Genomic DNA, 16,429 nt, shown 5'->3' with positions numbered 1-16,429 from the left:
CTTTTTTATTTGCTTACCAAGGTGGTGAATCCGCCCCAGCACATCCGCTTGAAATCGAACACGTTTTCGCAACCGCTCATATTTGCCAGGCGGGGGTCGGCCATGACCAGCGGGTTGATGCGGTCGCGGTCGGCCTTGCTGGCATACAGAATCCAGGCGAAGACCGCTGTTTCTCCGTCCTTCACGCCCGCGGCTTCGGCAAACGAGCGCATGTTTTCACCGCCCAGTTCATCAGCCACGCATTCGCGGTAATCCAGCGCGCCATGATCCAGCCAGACCACTTTGGCCTGTTCCGCCATCTTCTTGTAGTCGGCCAGGTTGGCCTTGGGCACCGGCAGCAAGAAACCATCTACGTATTCTTCCATCGCACACTCCTTTGGTCGCTGTTGTTGTATCGGCGGGGCGTGCCCGCTGGCCACGCCTGCCGCCGTCCGGCCTCCCAGGCCGTAAACGCCACTTTATCGGGATCGGCAGCGCTTTCAGATAGGGGATTGCGACATTCTTGCGGGTGGATTGCGTCAACGCTCGGGCGTATGCTTAGCGTCATGAAAAACGTCGCGTTTCTTCTGCCCACGGGCACCAACATTGCGTCCCTGGAAACCGCGCGCCACGGCTTCCTGGTGGCCAATAACTACCTGGCCGCGCAAGGGCGCGAACCCCAATTCCACGTGCGCACCCTGGCGCTTACGCGCGAGGTCAGCCTGGATGAAGGGCGCATCAAGGTACAGGCCGATCTGGTGTTGGCCGACGCGCCGCACATCGACATCTGCATTGCACCGCCATTGCTGGGCACGGTGTCCGACGTGGTCCAGTCCAACCGCGAGCTGGTCGATTGGTTGTCGACCCATCATCGCAACGGCGGCGAAGTGGCCAGCCTGTGCATGGGCGCCGCGCTGTTGGCCGCGGGCGGCGTGCTGGACGGACAGCAGGCGGTGGTGCATTGGGTGGCGCAGAACCTGTACGCCAGCCTGTTTCCGAATGTCCGCTGGATCAGCGACCGCGTCGTCATGGCCGAGAACGGCGTCTACACCAGCGGCGGCGCATTTTCAGCGGCGCATCTGGTGCTGCACCTGATCGAAAAATACACCGACCGCGACACCGCCATCTGGTGCGCCAAGTATTTCCAACTGGACTGGAGCCGCCAGAGCCAATTGCCGTTCGCGGTATTCATGGGCCAGAAGGCCCACGCCGACGAGGTGGTGCGCGCCGTGCAGACCTACATCGAAGGCCGCTACACGGAAAAAATCACCGTGGAAGATCTGGCCGGCCGTCATGCCATGGGACGCCGCACGCTGGAACGGCGCTTTCGGCAGGCCACGGGCAACAGCATCGTGGAATACCTGCAGCGAGTGCGCGTGGAAGCGGCCAAGAAACGGCTGGAAAGCTCGCGCAAGAGCGTGGCCGAAGTCATGTACGAAGTGGGCTACAACGACACCAAGGCGTTTCGCGACATCTTCAATAAATATTGCGGCATGTCGCCGGTGGGATATCGCGAACGGTATCAGTAGAAAATCGGACTCCTCTTACAGATGTTCGGGGCGCTCTCGGCCTATCCTTGATGCGTCGCGGCCTGACTCCCAGGCCCGGGAGGCAAGCCGACATGAGCATCAGCGTGACCCACGACGATCCCCGCTACAAGACCCTGAAAAAGGGCTTCAACCTGCGGTGGCCCGCTCAGCCTGGCGATGCCGCCGCGCGCATCGAACTCTGTGAAACGCCCGAAGACGCGGCCCACGCCCTGGCTCGCATCGTGGCGCAGGGCAAGCGCCCCACGATACGCAGCGGCGGCCATTGCTACGAGGACTTCGTCTCGAACAATCCGGGCGGCGCCATCCTGGACTTGAGCCTGCTGGACCGCGTGCCGCCGTCATCCGACGGGCTGCTGCGCATTGCGGCCGGTTCGCAGAACTGGAACGGCGACCTGGACCTCTACAAGCGTCACGGCGTGTCCTTGCCTGGCGGGTCCTGCTATTCGGTGGCGGCGGGCGGCCACATCACGGGCGGCGGCTACGGCCTGCTGTCGCGCCTGCAAGGGCTGGCGTGCGACTGGCTGAGCGCGGTCGACATCCTGACCGTGGACGCAGGCGGCAACGTCGTGCCGCGCACCGTCGAAGCCACGCGCGACGCCGACCTGTTCCGTGCCTGCCGAGGCGCGGGCGGCGGCAACTTCGGCGTGATCACCAGCTATGGTTTTGCCGCGCTGCCCCAGGCCCTGCGCGAAGTGGCCATCGCCACCGTTGCATTCGACTGGGCCGGCATGACGCCCCGGCGCTTTGCGCAACTGCTGGACATCTATGGCAGCTATTGGGAAACGCGGGGCAGGGCCGCCGACACCTGGGGCATGTTCTCGTTGCTGAAGCTCACGCATCAGGCGGCGGGGCAGATCGTGATGATCGTCCAGTTCTGCAACCCCGACGGCACCTGCCGAGACCTGACGGTGCTGCAAGATTTTCTGAACCGCTTCCGTGCGTGCGCGCCGGTTGCCGCGCGCGCCACCACGCCGGGCCTGCCGCGCCCGCGCATGGGCGGCGACTTGCTTTGTAGCGAGCCGCACACGGTTATCCGCTACGACTGGCTGGCGGCCACGCAAACGCTCAATGGCTCGGGGCCCAACCAGCGCGGCAAATACAAGTCCGCCTACATGAAGCGCAACTTCAGCGCGCATGAATCCGCGCGCATCTACGCGCATCTGACTCGCGACATGCCAGGCGCCGACCTGCGCCAGTCGCTGTTGCAGGTGGACTCCTATGGCGGCGCCATCAACCGGCCTGAACGCCTGCGCGACACCGCCGTGCATCAGCGTGAATCGGTCATGAAGCTGCAATACCAAACCTACTGGACCCACACCGACCAGGACGCCGTCCATTTGCGCTGGATGACGGATTTTTACCGCGACGTGTATACGGACCCGGCGGACCCGGCGGCCCCGTCCTCCTCGTCGGGGTTTGCGGGCACGCCGTATCCCGGCGACCGCTATCAAGGGTGCTACATCAACTACCCGGACCGCGACATGCTCGCGCATGCCTTTTGGCCACAGTTGTATTACGGCGCAGACGAGCTTTATCCTTTCCTGCAACAGGTCAAGCGCCGCTACGATCCGAACAATGTCTTCCACCACGCGATGTCGGTGCGCCCGTGATGACGCACGCTACGCCTTGCCGGAACCTGCCATGAACACGCTTTCCAGCGCGCCGCGCCGATCCTTCATCCAGCTTGCCGGCGGCTTGTCGGCCGCAAGCGCCGCAGGGCCGTGGCTGTCCGCGATGGGTGCGTCGGCATCTGCCACATCCTCCACCTCCACGACGTCCCCCGTCTCCCTGACATCCGCCGCCGATTCCACTGCCTTTGCCTACGTGGGCACCTACACGCGCGACGCGCCGGGCGGCACGGCAGGCGGGCCACCGTCCGCGGGCATCCACGTGTTTGCGATGCGCGCGCAAGGCTGGCGGCTGGTCCAGGTAATGGAAAGCGACAACCCGTCCTATCTGGCCGTGCATCCCACGCGGCGCTTTCTGTATGCCATCAACGAGATCGAACACTGGCAAGGGCTGCCCAGGGGCACGGCCGAGGCCTACGCCATTGAAGGCGACGGTAGCCTGCGATTGTTGAACCGGCAGCCGCTGTCCCTATCCAGCACCGCGCCGGCGCACCTGGCGGTATCGCCCGACGGCAAGCATCTGGTCACCGCGCAATACCTGGGCGGCACCTACAACGTGCTGCCCATCAACCGCGACGGATCGCTGGGCGCGGTGTCGGGCATCGTCAAGGAAACCGGCTCCGGCCCGCGTCCCGAACAGCAGTCCGCCCACCCGCACATGGTGCTGTTCGACCCCACCGGCCAGCGCGTGTTGGCTACCGACCTGGGCAGCGACCGCATCAATGCGTTCACGCTTGAAGACGGTAACTTGTCGCTCTCCGGCCGCACCGAACTGCCCCCGGGTAGCGGGCCGCGCCATCTGGCGCTGCATCCCGACGGCGCGCTGTTGTATGTCGTCAACGAGCTCGATGCCAGCGTGGCGTGCTACGGGTATGACGTCATTGCGGGCCGCGTCCTGGAACCCCGCCATACCGTCCCGGCCACGCCCGCCGGCTTTACCGGTACGGGCAACGCGGCGTCACTGCTTATTCATCCGTCCGGCCGCTTTCTGTATGTGTCTACCCGCCGCGTGCAGAACGATCACCCGCAAGCCGACAGCATCGGGGTCTTTGGCATCGGTGCGGACGGCGCGCTCGCGCCGCTGCAAGTCTGGACGGAAGGATTGCGCTTTCCGCGCGCGCTGACCATGGCACCGGATGGCGGTGCGTTGTACGCGCTGAACCAGAAGGGCGATTCGATTCTGCGCTTGCGTATCGATGCCGCAACGGGGCGCCTGGAGAACCCCGACGTAGTGGCTCAGGTGCCCACGCCGGTGTGCCTGGTGTTCGCCTGACACGGGGGGAACCCCTCCGCCCGCTCGGCGTCGAACCGTTCATGAACTTCAACCCTGTCCTGCGCTTCATCAGGCGCATCGTCGTACTTTCCTTGTTGGCCGCGCTGGCGGTCTGGGCGTGGCCGCGATTGCCCGACGCGGCGCGCGCGCCATGGCATATGGCGCGGCTCGCCTGGCAAGAAGCCCCTACGTCATTGCCCGTGCCGGTGCAGGGCGTTTCCTCCGGACGCCTCACTGACACGTGGGGCGCGGCCCGGTCTGGCGGCCGGCGCCACGAAGGCATCGACATTTTCGCCCCGCGTGGCACACCCGTGCTTTCCACCACCGAAGGCGTGGTGCTGCAAGTTGGCACGAACAACCTGGGCGGCCAGGTGGTGTGGGTGCTGGGCCCCGGCCGCCAACGGCATTACTACGCGCATCTGGACGGCTACGCCGACATTGAACGCGGGCAATTGGTGGTGCCGGGCGACGTGCTGGGTTACGTCGGCAATACGGGGAATGCCCAAGGAACGCCGCCGCATTTGCATTATGGAATTTATGACGGCGGGGCTATCAACCCGTATGTGCTGTTGGTGACGAAGAAAGCGCCGCCCTGACGCTCTCCGCCAGCACCTGCGCTGTCGCCGCCGATAAGGTCCAGCCCAAGTGCCCATGTCCGGTGTTGTAGAACACACCCGGGCGCTTGCCCGGCCCTACGCGCGGCAGCATGTTGGGCGTCATTGGGCGCAGACCGCACCAAGGCACCACGCGCGACGTCATCACGTTGGGAAAATGCTTGCGGGTCCAGTCGATCAGGGGTTGCACGCGCTCGGCGCGGATGTCCAGGTTGAAGCCGTTGAACTCGGCCGTGCCCGCCACGCGGAAGCGGTCGCCCAGGCGGCTGGTGACGATCTTTGCCGCTTCGTCCAGCAAGCTTACGTGGGGCGCGGCGGCGCGGCTGTCGGCGTCGTCCAGGTGCACGCTGATCGAATAGCCCTTGACCGGGTAGATGTTCAGCCTGTCGCCCAGCAGCTTGGCGAATTGTCGGCTGGCGGATCCCGCGCACACCACGATGGCGTCGGCCTCGTGCGGTTTGCGTTCGGTGCCGCCGTTGTGTCGCACGTCCAGCGCGTAAGCGCCGTTGTGCGGGCGGATGGTGGCGATGTCGGCGTCTTGCACGAAGGTCACGCCACGGCGTTCGCAGGCGTGGGCCAGGCCTCGGGTGAACTTGTGGATGTCGCCGGTGGCGTCCGATGGCGTGTAGAAGCCGCCGTGGCATCCGGTTTGCAGGGTGGGTTCGATGGCGCGGGCTTCGTCGGCGGTCACCGCGTAGCGGTCCAGGCCGCCAGCTTGCAGGAGCGCGTTGGCGCGGTGCGCTGCCTTGAAGCTGTTGGCGTCATGGTAGATGTGCAGGATGCCCCGGCGTTCCAGGTCGAAGTCGATGCCTTCGGCCTCGGCCATGTCGAACAAGTGCTGGCGGGCCTGGATGGCCAGGCGGGTGGTGGCGATGGTGTTGTCGCGGTAGTTGGGAATCTGCGCCATGAACTGCGCCAGCCACGAATATTTGTGCCAACTGAACCGGGGGTTCAGCAACAGCGGCGCATTCTTGCGCAACATCCAGCGCAGTCCTTTGAAGATCGTGGCGGTGCTGTTCCAGACCTCGGCGTTGCTGGCGGACAGTTGGCCGCCGTTGGCGTAGGACGTTTCCATGGCGGGATAGCGCTGGCGGTCGTAGACGGTGACCTGGTATCCGAGTTTGCACAAGGCATAGGCGGACGTGACGCCGGTGATACCGGCGCCAATGATGGCGATGCGGGGCATGGTGGCTCCAGACGGTGTGGCCGCAACCAATACGGATGCGGCACCCCATCTGTCTTTGATACCTGAGAGCTTCACCCGGCCGACGGTTGCGGCGGGGTTCCCCTTCGGTGGGCGCGCACGGCGCCTCTCTCCAGATTGTCTATACGCGCGCAGTCCTGTTGCCTGAGAGTTTCCGGGGCGGTTGCTCCGTCGGCGCCGGCCGCAAGGGCCAGTCTCTTCTACGCGGTCTTGAATCGACGGGGTAGAGAATAGCCAAGTTCCTGTCGTAATTGATTCAGGGTTAGTACTATGTCGCGTTCGCCGCGCACGTTGTTCGGCCGGCGGGAACCAAGAGGACGATAGAAATGACGTTTCACGCCGCGCGACGCGCTGTCTTGCAAGCCCTGGCCATCATGGCCGGCGGCGCCATGTTCTCGTTGGTGGCCGTGTCCGGCGTGCAGGCGGGTTCGTCGCCTGCGCAGCCCGATCAATCCGCCACCGCGGGCCAGCCCGTACGCGACGAGCCGGTGCCGGCCGGCGCCGATATCGACGACGCCGTGCACGCGCTGATGCAGGAGTACGACGTGGCCGGGCTGGCCATTGCCGTCACACGCGATGGGCACCATGAATTCCGGAACTATGGCGTGGCGTCGTTGCAAACGCACACGCCCGTCAGCCGCGACACGCTGTTCGAGCTGGGCTCCATCAGCAAGACCTTTACCGCCACCTTGGCAACCTATGCCCAGGCGCTGGGCAAGCTGTCGCTCTCCGACAGCCCGGCGCGCTTCTTGCCGGCCTTGCAAGGAACGGTATTCGGCAAACTGAACCTGATCCACCTGGGCACCCACACGGGCGGCGGCTTTCCCTTGCAAGTGCCGGACGCGGTGACGAACGACGCCCAGCTCCTGGCCTACCTGGCCGCGTGGACGCCGCGCTACACGCCGGGCACGTACCGCACCTACGCCAACCCCAGCATCGGCATGCTGGGCGTGGTGGCGGCCAAGAGCCTGGGTGAGTCGTATGCGCAAGCCATGGAGCAGACGCTGTTGCCCAAGCTGGGCTTGGCCAACACGTATATCCACGTGCCGGCCGCCAGGATGGGTGACTACGCGCAGGGCTACAACAAGCAGAACGCGCCGGTGCGCGTGAACCCAGGCGTGTTGGCCGACGAAGCCTACGGCGTGAAGACCAGCGCCAGCGACCTGATCCGTTTTGTGGACGCCAACATGGGTGTGGCGTCTGCCCCGCGCGAATTCAGCGCCAAGGCCGCGCGGGAAGCAAAGATTGCCAAGCGCGTCATTGGTGACGCCGTGATGGCCAAGGCGCTGGCGGATACGCACGTGGGCTACTACGACGTGGGTCCGATGACGCAGGACCTGGCGTGGGAACAACTGGCGTACCCAGTCACGCTGGACGCGCTGTTGGCCGCCAACGCGGGCACGTTGAACAGCCAGAGCCACCCGGCCAAGGCTTTGACCCCGCCGCAGGCGCCGCGCGCCGATGTGTGGATCAACAAGACCGGTTCCACCAACGGCTTCGGCGCCTACGTGGCGTTCGTGCCGGCCAGGAAGGTCGGCGTGGTGATCCTGGCGAATCGGAATATTCCGAACGAGGCCCGCGTGCGTCTGGCGTATCGCATTCTTGAAGCGGACGCACACTGAGTTGAAGCGGGCGTGCACTGAGGGTTTGGCTAGCGCGCGCCACCCGCGCGCGGCAATAGCCCCATCACTTCCAGCCGCTTGCACAACTGCCCCAGGCGCTCCATTTTGTAGGCGTCCACGTCCACGCCGGTGTAGTCGTAGAAGCCTTTGCCATCGCGTAGCCCGTTGCGGCCTTGCTCCATGTTGCGGGCGATGACGTCCGGCGATGCGAAGCGCGGGCCGATCTCGCCTTCAAGGTAGCGCGACGCGTAGTACAGGATGTCGCCGCCGCCCCAGTCAATGAATTCCAGCAAGCCCAGCACCGAAAAGCGCAATCCGAATCCCAGGCGCACGGCGGTGTCGATGTCTTCAGCGCTGGCCACGCCTTCCTCGACCATGCGGGCGGCCTCGTTCATCGCCAGTGCCTGAATACGCGGCACGATGTAGCCCGCCGACGGTGCGCACTGCACGGGCACCTTGCCGGCCTGGCGCAGCACGTCCAGCAAGGCTTGCAAGGCGGCATCGTTTGTACGCGGCCCCCGGCTGACCTCAACCAGCGGAATCAGATACGCCGGGTTGAGCCAGTGCGCGTTCAGAAAGCGTTCCGGGTATTGCACCAGCTCCGCCAGCTCGGTCACCAGAAATGTTGAGGTGGTTGACGCAATGATGGCGTTGGCCGAGCAGACCTGCCCCAGCCAGGCAAAGGCGTCGCGCTTGGCGTCCAGGCGTTCGGGCACGGCTTCGAAGACGACGCGCGCGCGTTGAAGATCCGCAATGGCGTCGTCGCGCCCGCACACACGCGCGCGCTGCATGGCGGTGTCGGCCTGTGCGGCGTCCAGTAAACCCAGGCGGCTTAGTGTGCCCAGTTCGCGGCGCAGGTTGGCCCGCACGCGCGCGTGGTGCTCGGCTTGTTCGGCGGGCGTTCTGGGCTTGATGTCGATAAGCGTCACGTCGCGTCCCGCATGAATGTACGACAGGGTGATGCCTTCGCCCATGCGGCCGGCGCCGATCACGCAGATTCTGTCTTCCATGCTCAGCACCCCTGTTCCAGCAATTCCGCCATGCCAGCGCGCGACAAACGGTCCAGCCCCAGGCGTTCCAGCGTGCGGCCTTCGGCGTAGAGATCGCGGCCGGTAATGGCGCTGGCGATATTCAGCAGGCCCTGCGCCACCGGCGTCGGCACGCCGGCCCAGCGGCCGGCGGACACCAGGAAAGACAGGCCCAGCCGCGTGTCTTCCTGCATGTAGCGGTGCGTGTGCAGGTCGATGGTTTCGCGCCAGTCGCCGCTGTCGGTCAGCTTGCCGTGCGCGCCGCGGCCGTACATCCATTCGTCGCCTTCGCTAGCGTAGTGATCGGCCAGCGGAAAGTGCGGCGCGGCGTAGCCCAGGGCTACACGGATGGCCACGCGTTCGGCGTCCAGCGTGTCGGTCACGCGGCGGATGGACGGCTGCGTGCCTTCGTTATGGATGTCCCACTTGTCGAAATGCTCCAAGGGGCCTGCATTCATCAGGATGAGCGGTGGGTGAATGATGGGGCCGGCGTTCATCAGCGCGCCGGCCAGTCCGTCTTCAATGGGTTCGATGCTGGGGTAGGCCTGGCCCAGCAGCGCCAGCGCGTTGTCGGTCAGGCGGCTGGGGAACACGCCGGTGGGCAGGCGCGTGGCGTAGCCGCTGATCACGACTGTGTTGCCGTGCTTGCGCGCCAGATAGGGCAGGGTGCCGGTTTCCGCGTAGGCAACGCGAGCGGGGTTGCCAGCGTCTTTCTGCGCGCGCGCGAAGAGGTAGCTGCCGAAGGTGCCGGGCGGCAGGAACACCACCTGGCCGTCTTGCAGCAGCGGCGCCAAGGCGGGCGCCAGCGCGTCGTGGGTGGTGCAGGGCAGGGGAATGACCAGCACTTGCGCGTCGGCTACGGCGTCTTGCAAGGCGTCGGCCAGCGTCAGGTGGCCGGGGCCTGAACCCAGCGGCACGTGGCGCGTGCCGCGATAGTCGGTGACCGTCAGCGCGCCCACTTCGCGCAAGCCCTGGAACGCGGCGCTGTCGCGGCGCCACCAGCGCACCTCGTGTCCTTTTTCGGCTAGTTCGGCTGCTGCCGCGTAGCAGCCGTGTCCGCCGCCTATGACGCTGATTCGCATGATCAAGCTCCTTCGATGAAGGTTTGATCCTAGAGGTGGCGCGGGGCGCGGGCTGCGCCAAACGCGCAAGCGTCGTTCAGATCCGGCAAGGGAATGCGGCGCGCGCAACCGTAGGATGGGTGAAGCGCGAGAATCCCTAAAAAAGAACAACGCTGCACAACGCGCGCAACCCATCAAGCAGCGGCGGAGTTCTTAACGCCCGCAGCCACAACACCACCTTCGCGCGATGGGTTACGCGCGATCTCCATTCCATTTCTTTTGGATAACTTCTCGCGCTTCACCCATCCTACGATTTTGGCGCAAGGTGTCCGTGGGCAGGCAGCGATGAGTTACGCGCGAATGCCGCGCAACGCGCGCAACCCAGTAGGATGGGTGAAGCGCGAGACTCCCTAAAAAAGAACAACGCTGCGCAACGCGCGCAACCCATCAAGCAGCGGCGGAGTTCTTAACGCCCGCAGCCACAACACCACCTTCGCGCGATGGGTTACGCGCGATCTCCATTCCATTTCTTTTGGATAACTTCTCGCGCTTCACCCATCCTACGATTTTGGCGCAGGGTGTCCGAGGGCAAACATCCGTAGCGCTTGCGGTAATGCGTGGCGAAATGCCCGAAGCTGGTTACGCCGTGGCGTAGCAGGATGTCGGTCACGCTGTCGCCCGCGCGGGCTTGCTCCAGCGCGGCGTGCACCAGCGTCAGGCGCTGGTTGCGCACGTAGTCGCTGGGGCTTTGCTTGAGAAACTGCGTGAAGCCGTTTTGTAGCGTGCGCACGGACACGCCACAATGCGCCGCCAAATCAGCCAATGAAATCGCTTCATCGACATGGGACTCGATGTAGTCGCGCGCGCGGCGCACATGCTGCGGCAAGGGCTGGCGATGGTCGGCGCGCAGCGCGTCGGAATAGTTGTGCGGCAGTTGCGTCAGCAGCAAGGCCAGCAGGTAGTCGGAAAAGCCCGCCGCCAGCGTCTGCGTGACGCCGTCGATGGCGGGGTGCTGGTACAGGCGGCAAAGATAGTCCAGCGTTTCGCGCACGGCGGCCAGGCCTGGAGAATCGGGGCCGACCGCCAGGTCGAAGACCAGCGCGTGCTTGATGGGCCGGTCCAGCAGGCGTTGCAACTGATGTTCAAGCGCCTGCCGTTCCACGCGCAGGATCAGGTTGCGGCAGTCGCGGCCGATGCTGATGATGCTGGGTTCGGATGGCGATGAAATCGTCAGGCTGCCCGCCTGCATGGCCGCGCTGCGCTTGCCCAGCGTGACCAGGCCCGAGCCTTGCAACGTGATGCGGATGAGGTAGTAGCTGGCGATGTCGCCCGCGTCGATCTCGACTTCGGCGCCGTAGTGCAGATCAAACAGCGCGGCGTTGCCAAAGAACACGCCGTACAGCCGCGATTGCAAGGGTTTTCCCTGGGCGACGCACATGCGGTGCGACCACAAGTGTTGGCTGACCTGATCCTTGACCTCGGCGGCGTTGCCCGAGTTCAGCAAGCAATGGCGGTTCAGCGGATAGGTGTCGTTGAACATGCTTTCCTGCGCGGTGGGAACAGCCGTTGCGCGCGGCGTATAGAGTCCGGCGGCGCAAAGGCCTACAAACGATGGACAGAACAAGGACAAGACAAGGGAAAAAACATGACTGACGCCACGCTGCCGCCACTGGCCAAAAGACGCTACGCCTACGAGTGGTACGTCGTGGTGATATGCATGCTAGCGTACATATTTTCCTTCGTCGACCGGCAGATCCTGGCGCTGATGATCGAACCGATCAAGCACGATCTGCAACTGTCAGACACGCAGTTCAGCCTGCTGCACGGCCTGGCGTTTTCCTTGTTCTATGCCGTCATGGGCATCCCCATCGCCTTGCTGGCCGACCGCTATTCCCGCCCGAAGATCATCGCGATCGGCGTGGCGTTCTGGAGCCTGGCGACGGCTGCCTGCGGCCTGTCGCGCAACTTTGCGCACATGTTCCTGGCGCGCATCGGCGTGGGCGTGGGCGAGGCCGCCTTGTCGCCCGCCACCTATTCCATGCTTAGCGACATGTTCCCGCGCGACAAGCTCGGCCGCGCGGTCGGTGTCTATTCGATTGGTTCGTTCATTGGCGGCGGCATGGCCTTCCTGATCGGCGGCTATGTCATCAACCTGCTGAAAAGCGTGGACAGCGTGGTGGTGCCCTGGGTGGGCGCGATGCGGCCCTGGCAGGTCACGTTTTTTATCGTGGGGCTACCCGGCTTGCTGGTGGCGCTGCTGATTTTGCTGACCGTGCGCGACCCGCAGCGGCTGGGCTTGCGCCGCGCCGCCGACGGCCAGGCGCACAAGCCCAGCATCCGCGACACGTTCCAGTTTCTGGGCCGGCACCGCCGCACGTTCTTCTGCCACTACCTGGGCTTTTCTTTCTACGCCATGGTGCTGTTCGCGCTGCTGAGCTGGACGCCCGCGTTCTACATGCGCCGGTTCGGCATGTCGCCCGTGGATACCGGCTACATGCTGGGCGTGGTGGTGCTGGTGGCCAACACGGCCGGCGTCTTCTGCGGCGGCTGGTTGATGGACGGACTGGCCAAGCGGGGCTATCGCGATGCGCCGTTGCGCGCGGGCGTGATCGGCGCGGTGGGCATGGCGCTGCCGGCGGTGGCGTTCACGCAGGTGGACAGCGTGTGGCTGTCGGTCGGGCTGCTGCTGCCCGCCATGTTCTTCGCTTCGTTTCCGATGCCGACGTCCACCGCCGCGATGCAGATCCTGCCGCCCAACCAGATTCGTGCGCAGGTCTCGGCGCTGTTCCTGTTGATCTCCAATTTGATCGGCCTGGGTGTGGGCACGACGGCAGTGGCCTTGCTGACCGACCGGCTGTTCGGCACCCCCGGCGCGGTGGGGCAGTCGCTGTCGCTGCTGATTGCGGGGGCGACCGCGCTGTGCGTGCTGCTGCTGGCGGCGGGCTGCGCCAGCTACCGTCAGAGCCTCACGCGCGAACACGGCCAGGGCAACGTCTTGTAAATGGGTCTTGGCAGGGCGCTGGTACACAGAGCAGAATCGGGCGAGTCCGAACCAGAACCCGAGCCGCGAGCGTGCGCGGCCCCATGTCAACAGGAGTCCCTATGAGCCTTGCCCCCGCTACCGAAACGCTGGCCGACCTGCGCGTGGATGGCGCGCGCCTATGGCAGTCATTGATGGATCTGGCACAGATTGGCGGTACGGAAAAAGGCGGCGTGTGCCGCCTGGCCTTGACCGATCTGGATCGCCAGGGGCGCGACCTGTTCGTGCGCTGGGTACAAGAAGCCGGCTGTGATGTCCGCGTGGACGCCATCGGCAATATCTTCGCCCGCCGCCCGGGCCGCAACAACGACTTGCCCGCCGTCATGACCGGCAGCCACATCGACACCCAGCCCACGGGCGGCAAGTTCGATGGCAACTACGGCGTGCTGGCCGGGCTGGAGGTGTTGCGCACGCTGAATGACCATGGCGTGCAGACCGAGGCGCCGCTGGAACTGGCCGTGTGGACCAACGAAGAGGGCTCGCGCTTTGTGCCGGTGATGATGGGCTCGGGCGTGTATGCCGGGGCCTTCACCTTGCAGCATGCGCTGGCGCAGCAGGACCGCGAGGGCGTCAGCGTCAGCCAGGCCCTGGAGGCCATTGGCTATGCGGGCCAGGTTGCCGTGCCGCCAACGCGGCAGGACGGCGCCACTGCCTATGACGTAGGCGCCTACTTCGAGGCGCACATCGAGCAAGGCCCCGTGCTGGAAGCCGCCGACACGGTGATTGGTGTGGTGACTGCCGCCTTGGGCCAACGCTGGTACGACGTGGTGCTGACGGGCGTCGAGGCGCATGCCGGCCCCACGCCGATGCCGCTGCGCCGCGATGCCTTGCTGGCGGCGTCCGAGCTGGTGTTGGCGGTGAACCAGATTGCCCTGGCGCATGCGCCCGATGCGCGTGCCACGGTGGGCTGGATGGATGTGTTCCCCAATTCGCGCAATGTGATTCCCGGCCGCGTGCGCCTGACCGTGGACCTGCGCGCGGCCGACGACGCCACGCTCTCGGCCATGGACGCGGCCTTGCGCGCGGCGGTGGACGCGGCTGCCGATAGCCGAGGTGTCACGGCGCAGATCGAGCAGGTGGTGTACTTTGCGCCGCAACCGTTCGAGCCCGCCTTGGTGCAGTCGGTGCGCGAAGGCGCGCGCGACCTGTCCTTGTCGGCGATGAACGTGGTCAGCGGGGCGGGTCACGACGCCGTCTACGTCGCCCGCGTCGCGCCCGCGGCCATGATCTTCGTGCCGTGCAAGGACGGCATCAGCCACAACGAAATCGAAGACGCGCGCCCCGATCATCTAGAGGCTGGATGCAACGTCCTGCTGCGCGCCATGCTGGCGCAAGCGGGCGTTGCCGGTTGAAGCACTGAAGCACTGACGCGTTGATGCGCGGACATGTGCATGCTGCACCAAGGCGGCGCAAAGGCGGCGCAAAGGAGGCGCACTTCGCGCCGGCTTGGTGCTTGCCACCGGTCTGCCTTCTACTTAACGCCTCTTGCCGCATCCGCTGGTAATCCCTCTGCATTGATCCTTCGCGCGCGCTCGGACACGTTCGCGCGCCGGACCCGCCCGGCACCGCGCCCGGCGGTTCCCAACCCGGCCTGGGACTATCCCTGACTCTGCTTCCCGGTTCAAAAAATGGCACGGATATTGCTTATACAAAATCTGTGTACTAACCCTGTTCACGCGCGCCGCACCCTCGCGGGGAAGGCATTTTGCAAGACATTGGAGAACCACATGCAGACACGGAGTTTCCGCCTCAAGTCCTATGCCGCCGCGCTTGCGCTGACGGCGGCTGGCGTTGCAGTGATCGCCCCTGGCGCGGCCCATGCCGAAAAGGTGTTGCGCATCGGCATGACCGCCGGCGACATCCCCCGCACGCTGGGCCAGCCCGACCAAGGCTTTGAGGGAAACCGCTTCACCGGCATTCCGATGTACGACGGCCTGACGCAATGGGACCTGTCCAAGAAGGACGGCCCCAGCGTGTTGATTCCCGACCTTGCCGTGTCGTGGGACGTGGACGCGGCGGACAAGACCAAGTGGGTGTTCAAGCTGCGCCCCGGCGTGAAGTTCCATGACGGGTCCGACTTCAACGCCGACGCCGTGGTGTGGAACGTGGGCAAGGTCTTGGACAAGAGCGCGCCGCAGTTCGACGCCAGCCAGGTTGGCGTGACTGCCTCGCGCATGCCGACTCTTAGGTCCGCGAAAAAGATCGATGACCTGACGGTGGAACTGACGACGTCCGAGCCGGATTCCTTCCTGCCGATCAACCTGACCAATCTGTACATGGCGTCGCCCGCGCAGTGGAAGAAGAAGCTGGCCGAGGTGCCGGCGTCCGTCACGGATCCGGCCGAGCGTTCGCAAAAGGCCTGGGCCGCCTTTGCCGCCGATGCCTCGGGCACCGGCCCCTTCAAGATGGACAAGTTCGTGCCGCGTGAACGGCTCGAAGTGGTGAAGTACGACCAGTACTGGGACGAAAAGCGTCGCCCGAAGATCGACCGCGTGGTGATGCTGCCGCTGCCCGAAGCCAACTCGCGCACGGCCGCGTTGATGTCCGGCCAGGTGGACTGGATTGAAGCGCCGGCGCCGGATGCCTTTGACGCCATCAAGAGCCGTGGCTTCATCATCTACTCCAATGAACAGCCGCACGTGTGGCCGTGGCAGTTGTCGTTCAAGGAAGGCTCGCCGTGGCTGGATGTGCGCGTACGCAAGGCCGCCAACCTGTGCGTGAACCGGGGCGAGCTCAAGCAGTTGCTGGGCGGCATGATGGGCGAACCCAAGGGCACGGTGCCCCCGGGCCATCCGTGGTGGGGCAACCCCAAGTTCGACATCAAGTACGACCCGGACGCCGCGCGCAAGCTGATGACCGAAGCGGGTTATTCCCAGGCCAAGCCGATCAAGGTGAAGGTACAGACCTCGGCATCGGGCTCCGGCCAGATGCAACCCCTGCCCATGAACGAGTTCGTGCAGCAGAACCTGAAGGACTGCTACTTCGACGTGAGCTTTGACGTGGTGGAGTGGAACACGCTGTTCACCAACTGGCGCAAGGGCGCCAAGGACCCGTCGGCCAACGGCAGCGACGCCATCAACGTCAGCTTCGCGGCCATGGACCCGTTCTTCGCCATCGTGCGCTTTGCCAGCACCAAGACCTTTCCGCCGGCCTCCAACAACTGGGGCTATTTCGGCAACGCCGAAATCGACGGCTTGATCAAGGATGCGCGCACCACCTTTACCCCCGCCGAACGCGACGCCGCCCTTGCCAAGCTGCATGCGCGCGTGGTGGAAGAGGCGCCGTTTGTCTGGATTGCGCATGACGTCGGCCCGCGCGCGATTTCGCCGAAGGTCAAGGGCGTGGTGCAGCCCAAGAGCTGGTTCATCGATATCGCCACCATGTCGATGGATTGATCCTGAACGCGCCGAAGGCCGCGCCGTGCGGCCTT

At 65.1% G+C, this 16,429-nt stretch carries 13 protein-coding genes and 2 riboswitches; of the genes, 8 read left to right on the top strand and 5 right to left on the bottom strand.

The genetic code is table 11. From position 1 onward, the window contains the following. Positions 1 to 5: 5 nt before the first annotated feature. Positions 6 to 365, bottom strand: a complete 360-nt coding sequence (locus P8T11_RS09605; RefSeq protein ID WP_268082151.1) for a DUF1428 domain-containing protein — start codon at positions 363 to 365, stop codon at positions 6 to 8. A gap of 168 nt (positions 366 to 533) precedes the next feature. Here P8T11_RS09605 and P8T11_RS09600 point away from each other — a divergent pair, with 168 nt between their 5' ends. The 4 genes from P8T11_RS09600 to P8T11_RS09585 all read left to right on the top strand — a co-directional run bounded on the left by P8T11_RS09600 (position 534) and on the right by P8T11_RS09585 (position 5,026). Then, complete coding sequence (locus P8T11_RS09600) at positions 534 to 1,508, top strand: GlxA family transcriptional regulator (RefSeq protein ID WP_268082152.1); 975 nt, start codon at positions 534 to 536, stop codon at positions 1,506 to 1,508. 92 nt (positions 1,509 to 1,600) lie between these two features. After that, positions 1,601 to 3,139, top strand: a complete 1,539-nt coding sequence (locus P8T11_RS09595; RefSeq protein WP_268082153.1) for an FAD-dependent oxidoreductase — start codon at positions 1,601 to 1,603, stop codon at positions 3,137 to 3,139. 31 nt (positions 3,140 to 3,170) lie between these two features. Beyond that, entirely contained in the window at positions 3,171 to 4,430 is a 1,260-nt protein-coding gene (locus P8T11_RS09590; RefSeq protein WP_268082154.1) for a lactonase family protein, read from the top strand. A gap of 41 nt (positions 4,431 to 4,471) precedes the next feature. Further along, on the top strand, positions 4,472 to 5,026 hold the full coding sequence (locus P8T11_RS09585; RefSeq protein ID WP_268082155.1) for a M23 family metallopeptidase: 555 nt from the start codon (positions 4,472 to 4,474) through the stop codon (positions 5,024 to 5,026). On the opposite strand, the gene P8T11_RS09580 is transcribed toward P8T11_RS09585, so the two are convergent. Further along, positions 4,983 to 6,230, bottom strand: coding sequence for a D-amino acid dehydrogenase (locus tag P8T11_RS09580; RefSeq protein WP_268082156.1), 1,248 nt, complete (start codon positions 6,228 to 6,230; stop codon positions 4,983 to 4,985). The two genes, P8T11_RS09585 and P8T11_RS09580, sit on opposite strands and share 44 nt — an antisense overlap. 39 nt (positions 6,231 to 6,269) lie before the next feature. After that, positions 6,270 to 6,370, bottom strand: a riboswitch (glycine riboswitch). Beyond that, positions 6,371 to 6,461: riboswitch (glycine riboswitch) on the bottom strand. Positions 6,462 to 6,622: 161 nt separating this feature from the next. On the opposite strand from P8T11_RS09580, the gene ampC reads away from it, so the two are divergent. Then, on the top strand, positions 6,623 to 7,870 hold the full coding sequence (gene ampC, locus P8T11_RS09575) for a class C beta-lactamase (RefSeq protein ID WP_431521706.1): 1,248 nt from the start codon (positions 6,623 to 6,625) through the stop codon (positions 7,868 to 7,870). A gap of 29 nt (positions 7,871 to 7,899) precedes the next feature. Here the strand turns inward: ampC and P8T11_RS09570 are convergent, their stop codons facing one another. The 3 genes from P8T11_RS09570 to P8T11_RS09560 form a co-directional block, all read right to left on the bottom strand. Next, positions 7,900 to 8,880, bottom strand: coding sequence for a 3-hydroxybutyryl-CoA dehydrogenase (locus P8T11_RS09570; RefSeq protein WP_268082158.1), 981 nt, complete (start codon positions 8,878 to 8,880; stop codon positions 7,900 to 7,902). A gap of 2 nt (positions 8,881 to 8,882) precedes the next feature. Next, positions 8,883 to 9,980 (bottom strand): NAD/NADP-dependent octopine/nopaline dehydrogenase family protein, encoded by a 1,098-nt coding sequence (locus P8T11_RS09565; protein ID WP_268082159.1) that lies wholly within the window; start codon positions 9,978 to 9,980, stop codon positions 8,883 to 8,885. Between the two features lie 484 nt (positions 9,981 to 10,464). After that, a complete protein-coding gene (locus P8T11_RS09560) occupies positions 10,465 to 11,499 on the bottom strand; it encodes an AraC family transcriptional regulator (protein ID WP_268082160.1) in 1,035 nt (344 codons plus the stop codon). Between the two features lie 105 nt (positions 11,500 to 11,604). Between P8T11_RS09560 and P8T11_RS09555 the strand changes: the two genes are divergently transcribed. The 3 genes from P8T11_RS09555 (at position 11,605) to P8T11_RS09545 (ending at position 16,394) form a co-directional block, all read left to right on the top strand. Continuing rightward, positions 11,605 to 12,960, top strand: coding sequence for a spinster family MFS transporter (locus P8T11_RS09555; protein ID WP_268082161.1), 1,356 nt, complete (start codon positions 11,605 to 11,607; stop codon positions 12,958 to 12,960). A 101-nt stretch (positions 12,961 to 13,061) separates the two neighbouring features. Then, positions 13,062 to 14,351 (top strand): Zn-dependent hydrolase, encoded by a 1,290-nt coding sequence (locus tag P8T11_RS09550; RefSeq protein WP_268082162.1) that lies wholly within the window; start codon positions 13,062 to 13,064, stop codon positions 14,349 to 14,351. A 375-nt stretch (positions 14,352 to 14,726) separates the two neighbouring features. Beyond that, positions 14,727 to 16,394 (top strand): ABC transporter substrate-binding protein, encoded by a 1,668-nt coding sequence (locus tag P8T11_RS09545; protein ID WP_268082163.1) that lies wholly within the window; start codon positions 14,727 to 14,729, stop codon positions 16,392 to 16,394. Positions 16,395 to 16,429 lie beyond the last annotated feature (35 nt).

Source organism: Achromobacter spanius (assembly GCF_029637605.1).
GTDB lineage: Bacteria > Pseudomonadota > Gammaproteobacteria > Burkholderiales > Burkholderiaceae_B > Achromobacter > Achromobacter spanius_E.
The sequence above is the reverse complement of the archived record's forward strand: the minus strand, read 5'-3'. Positions and strand labels throughout refer to the sequence as shown.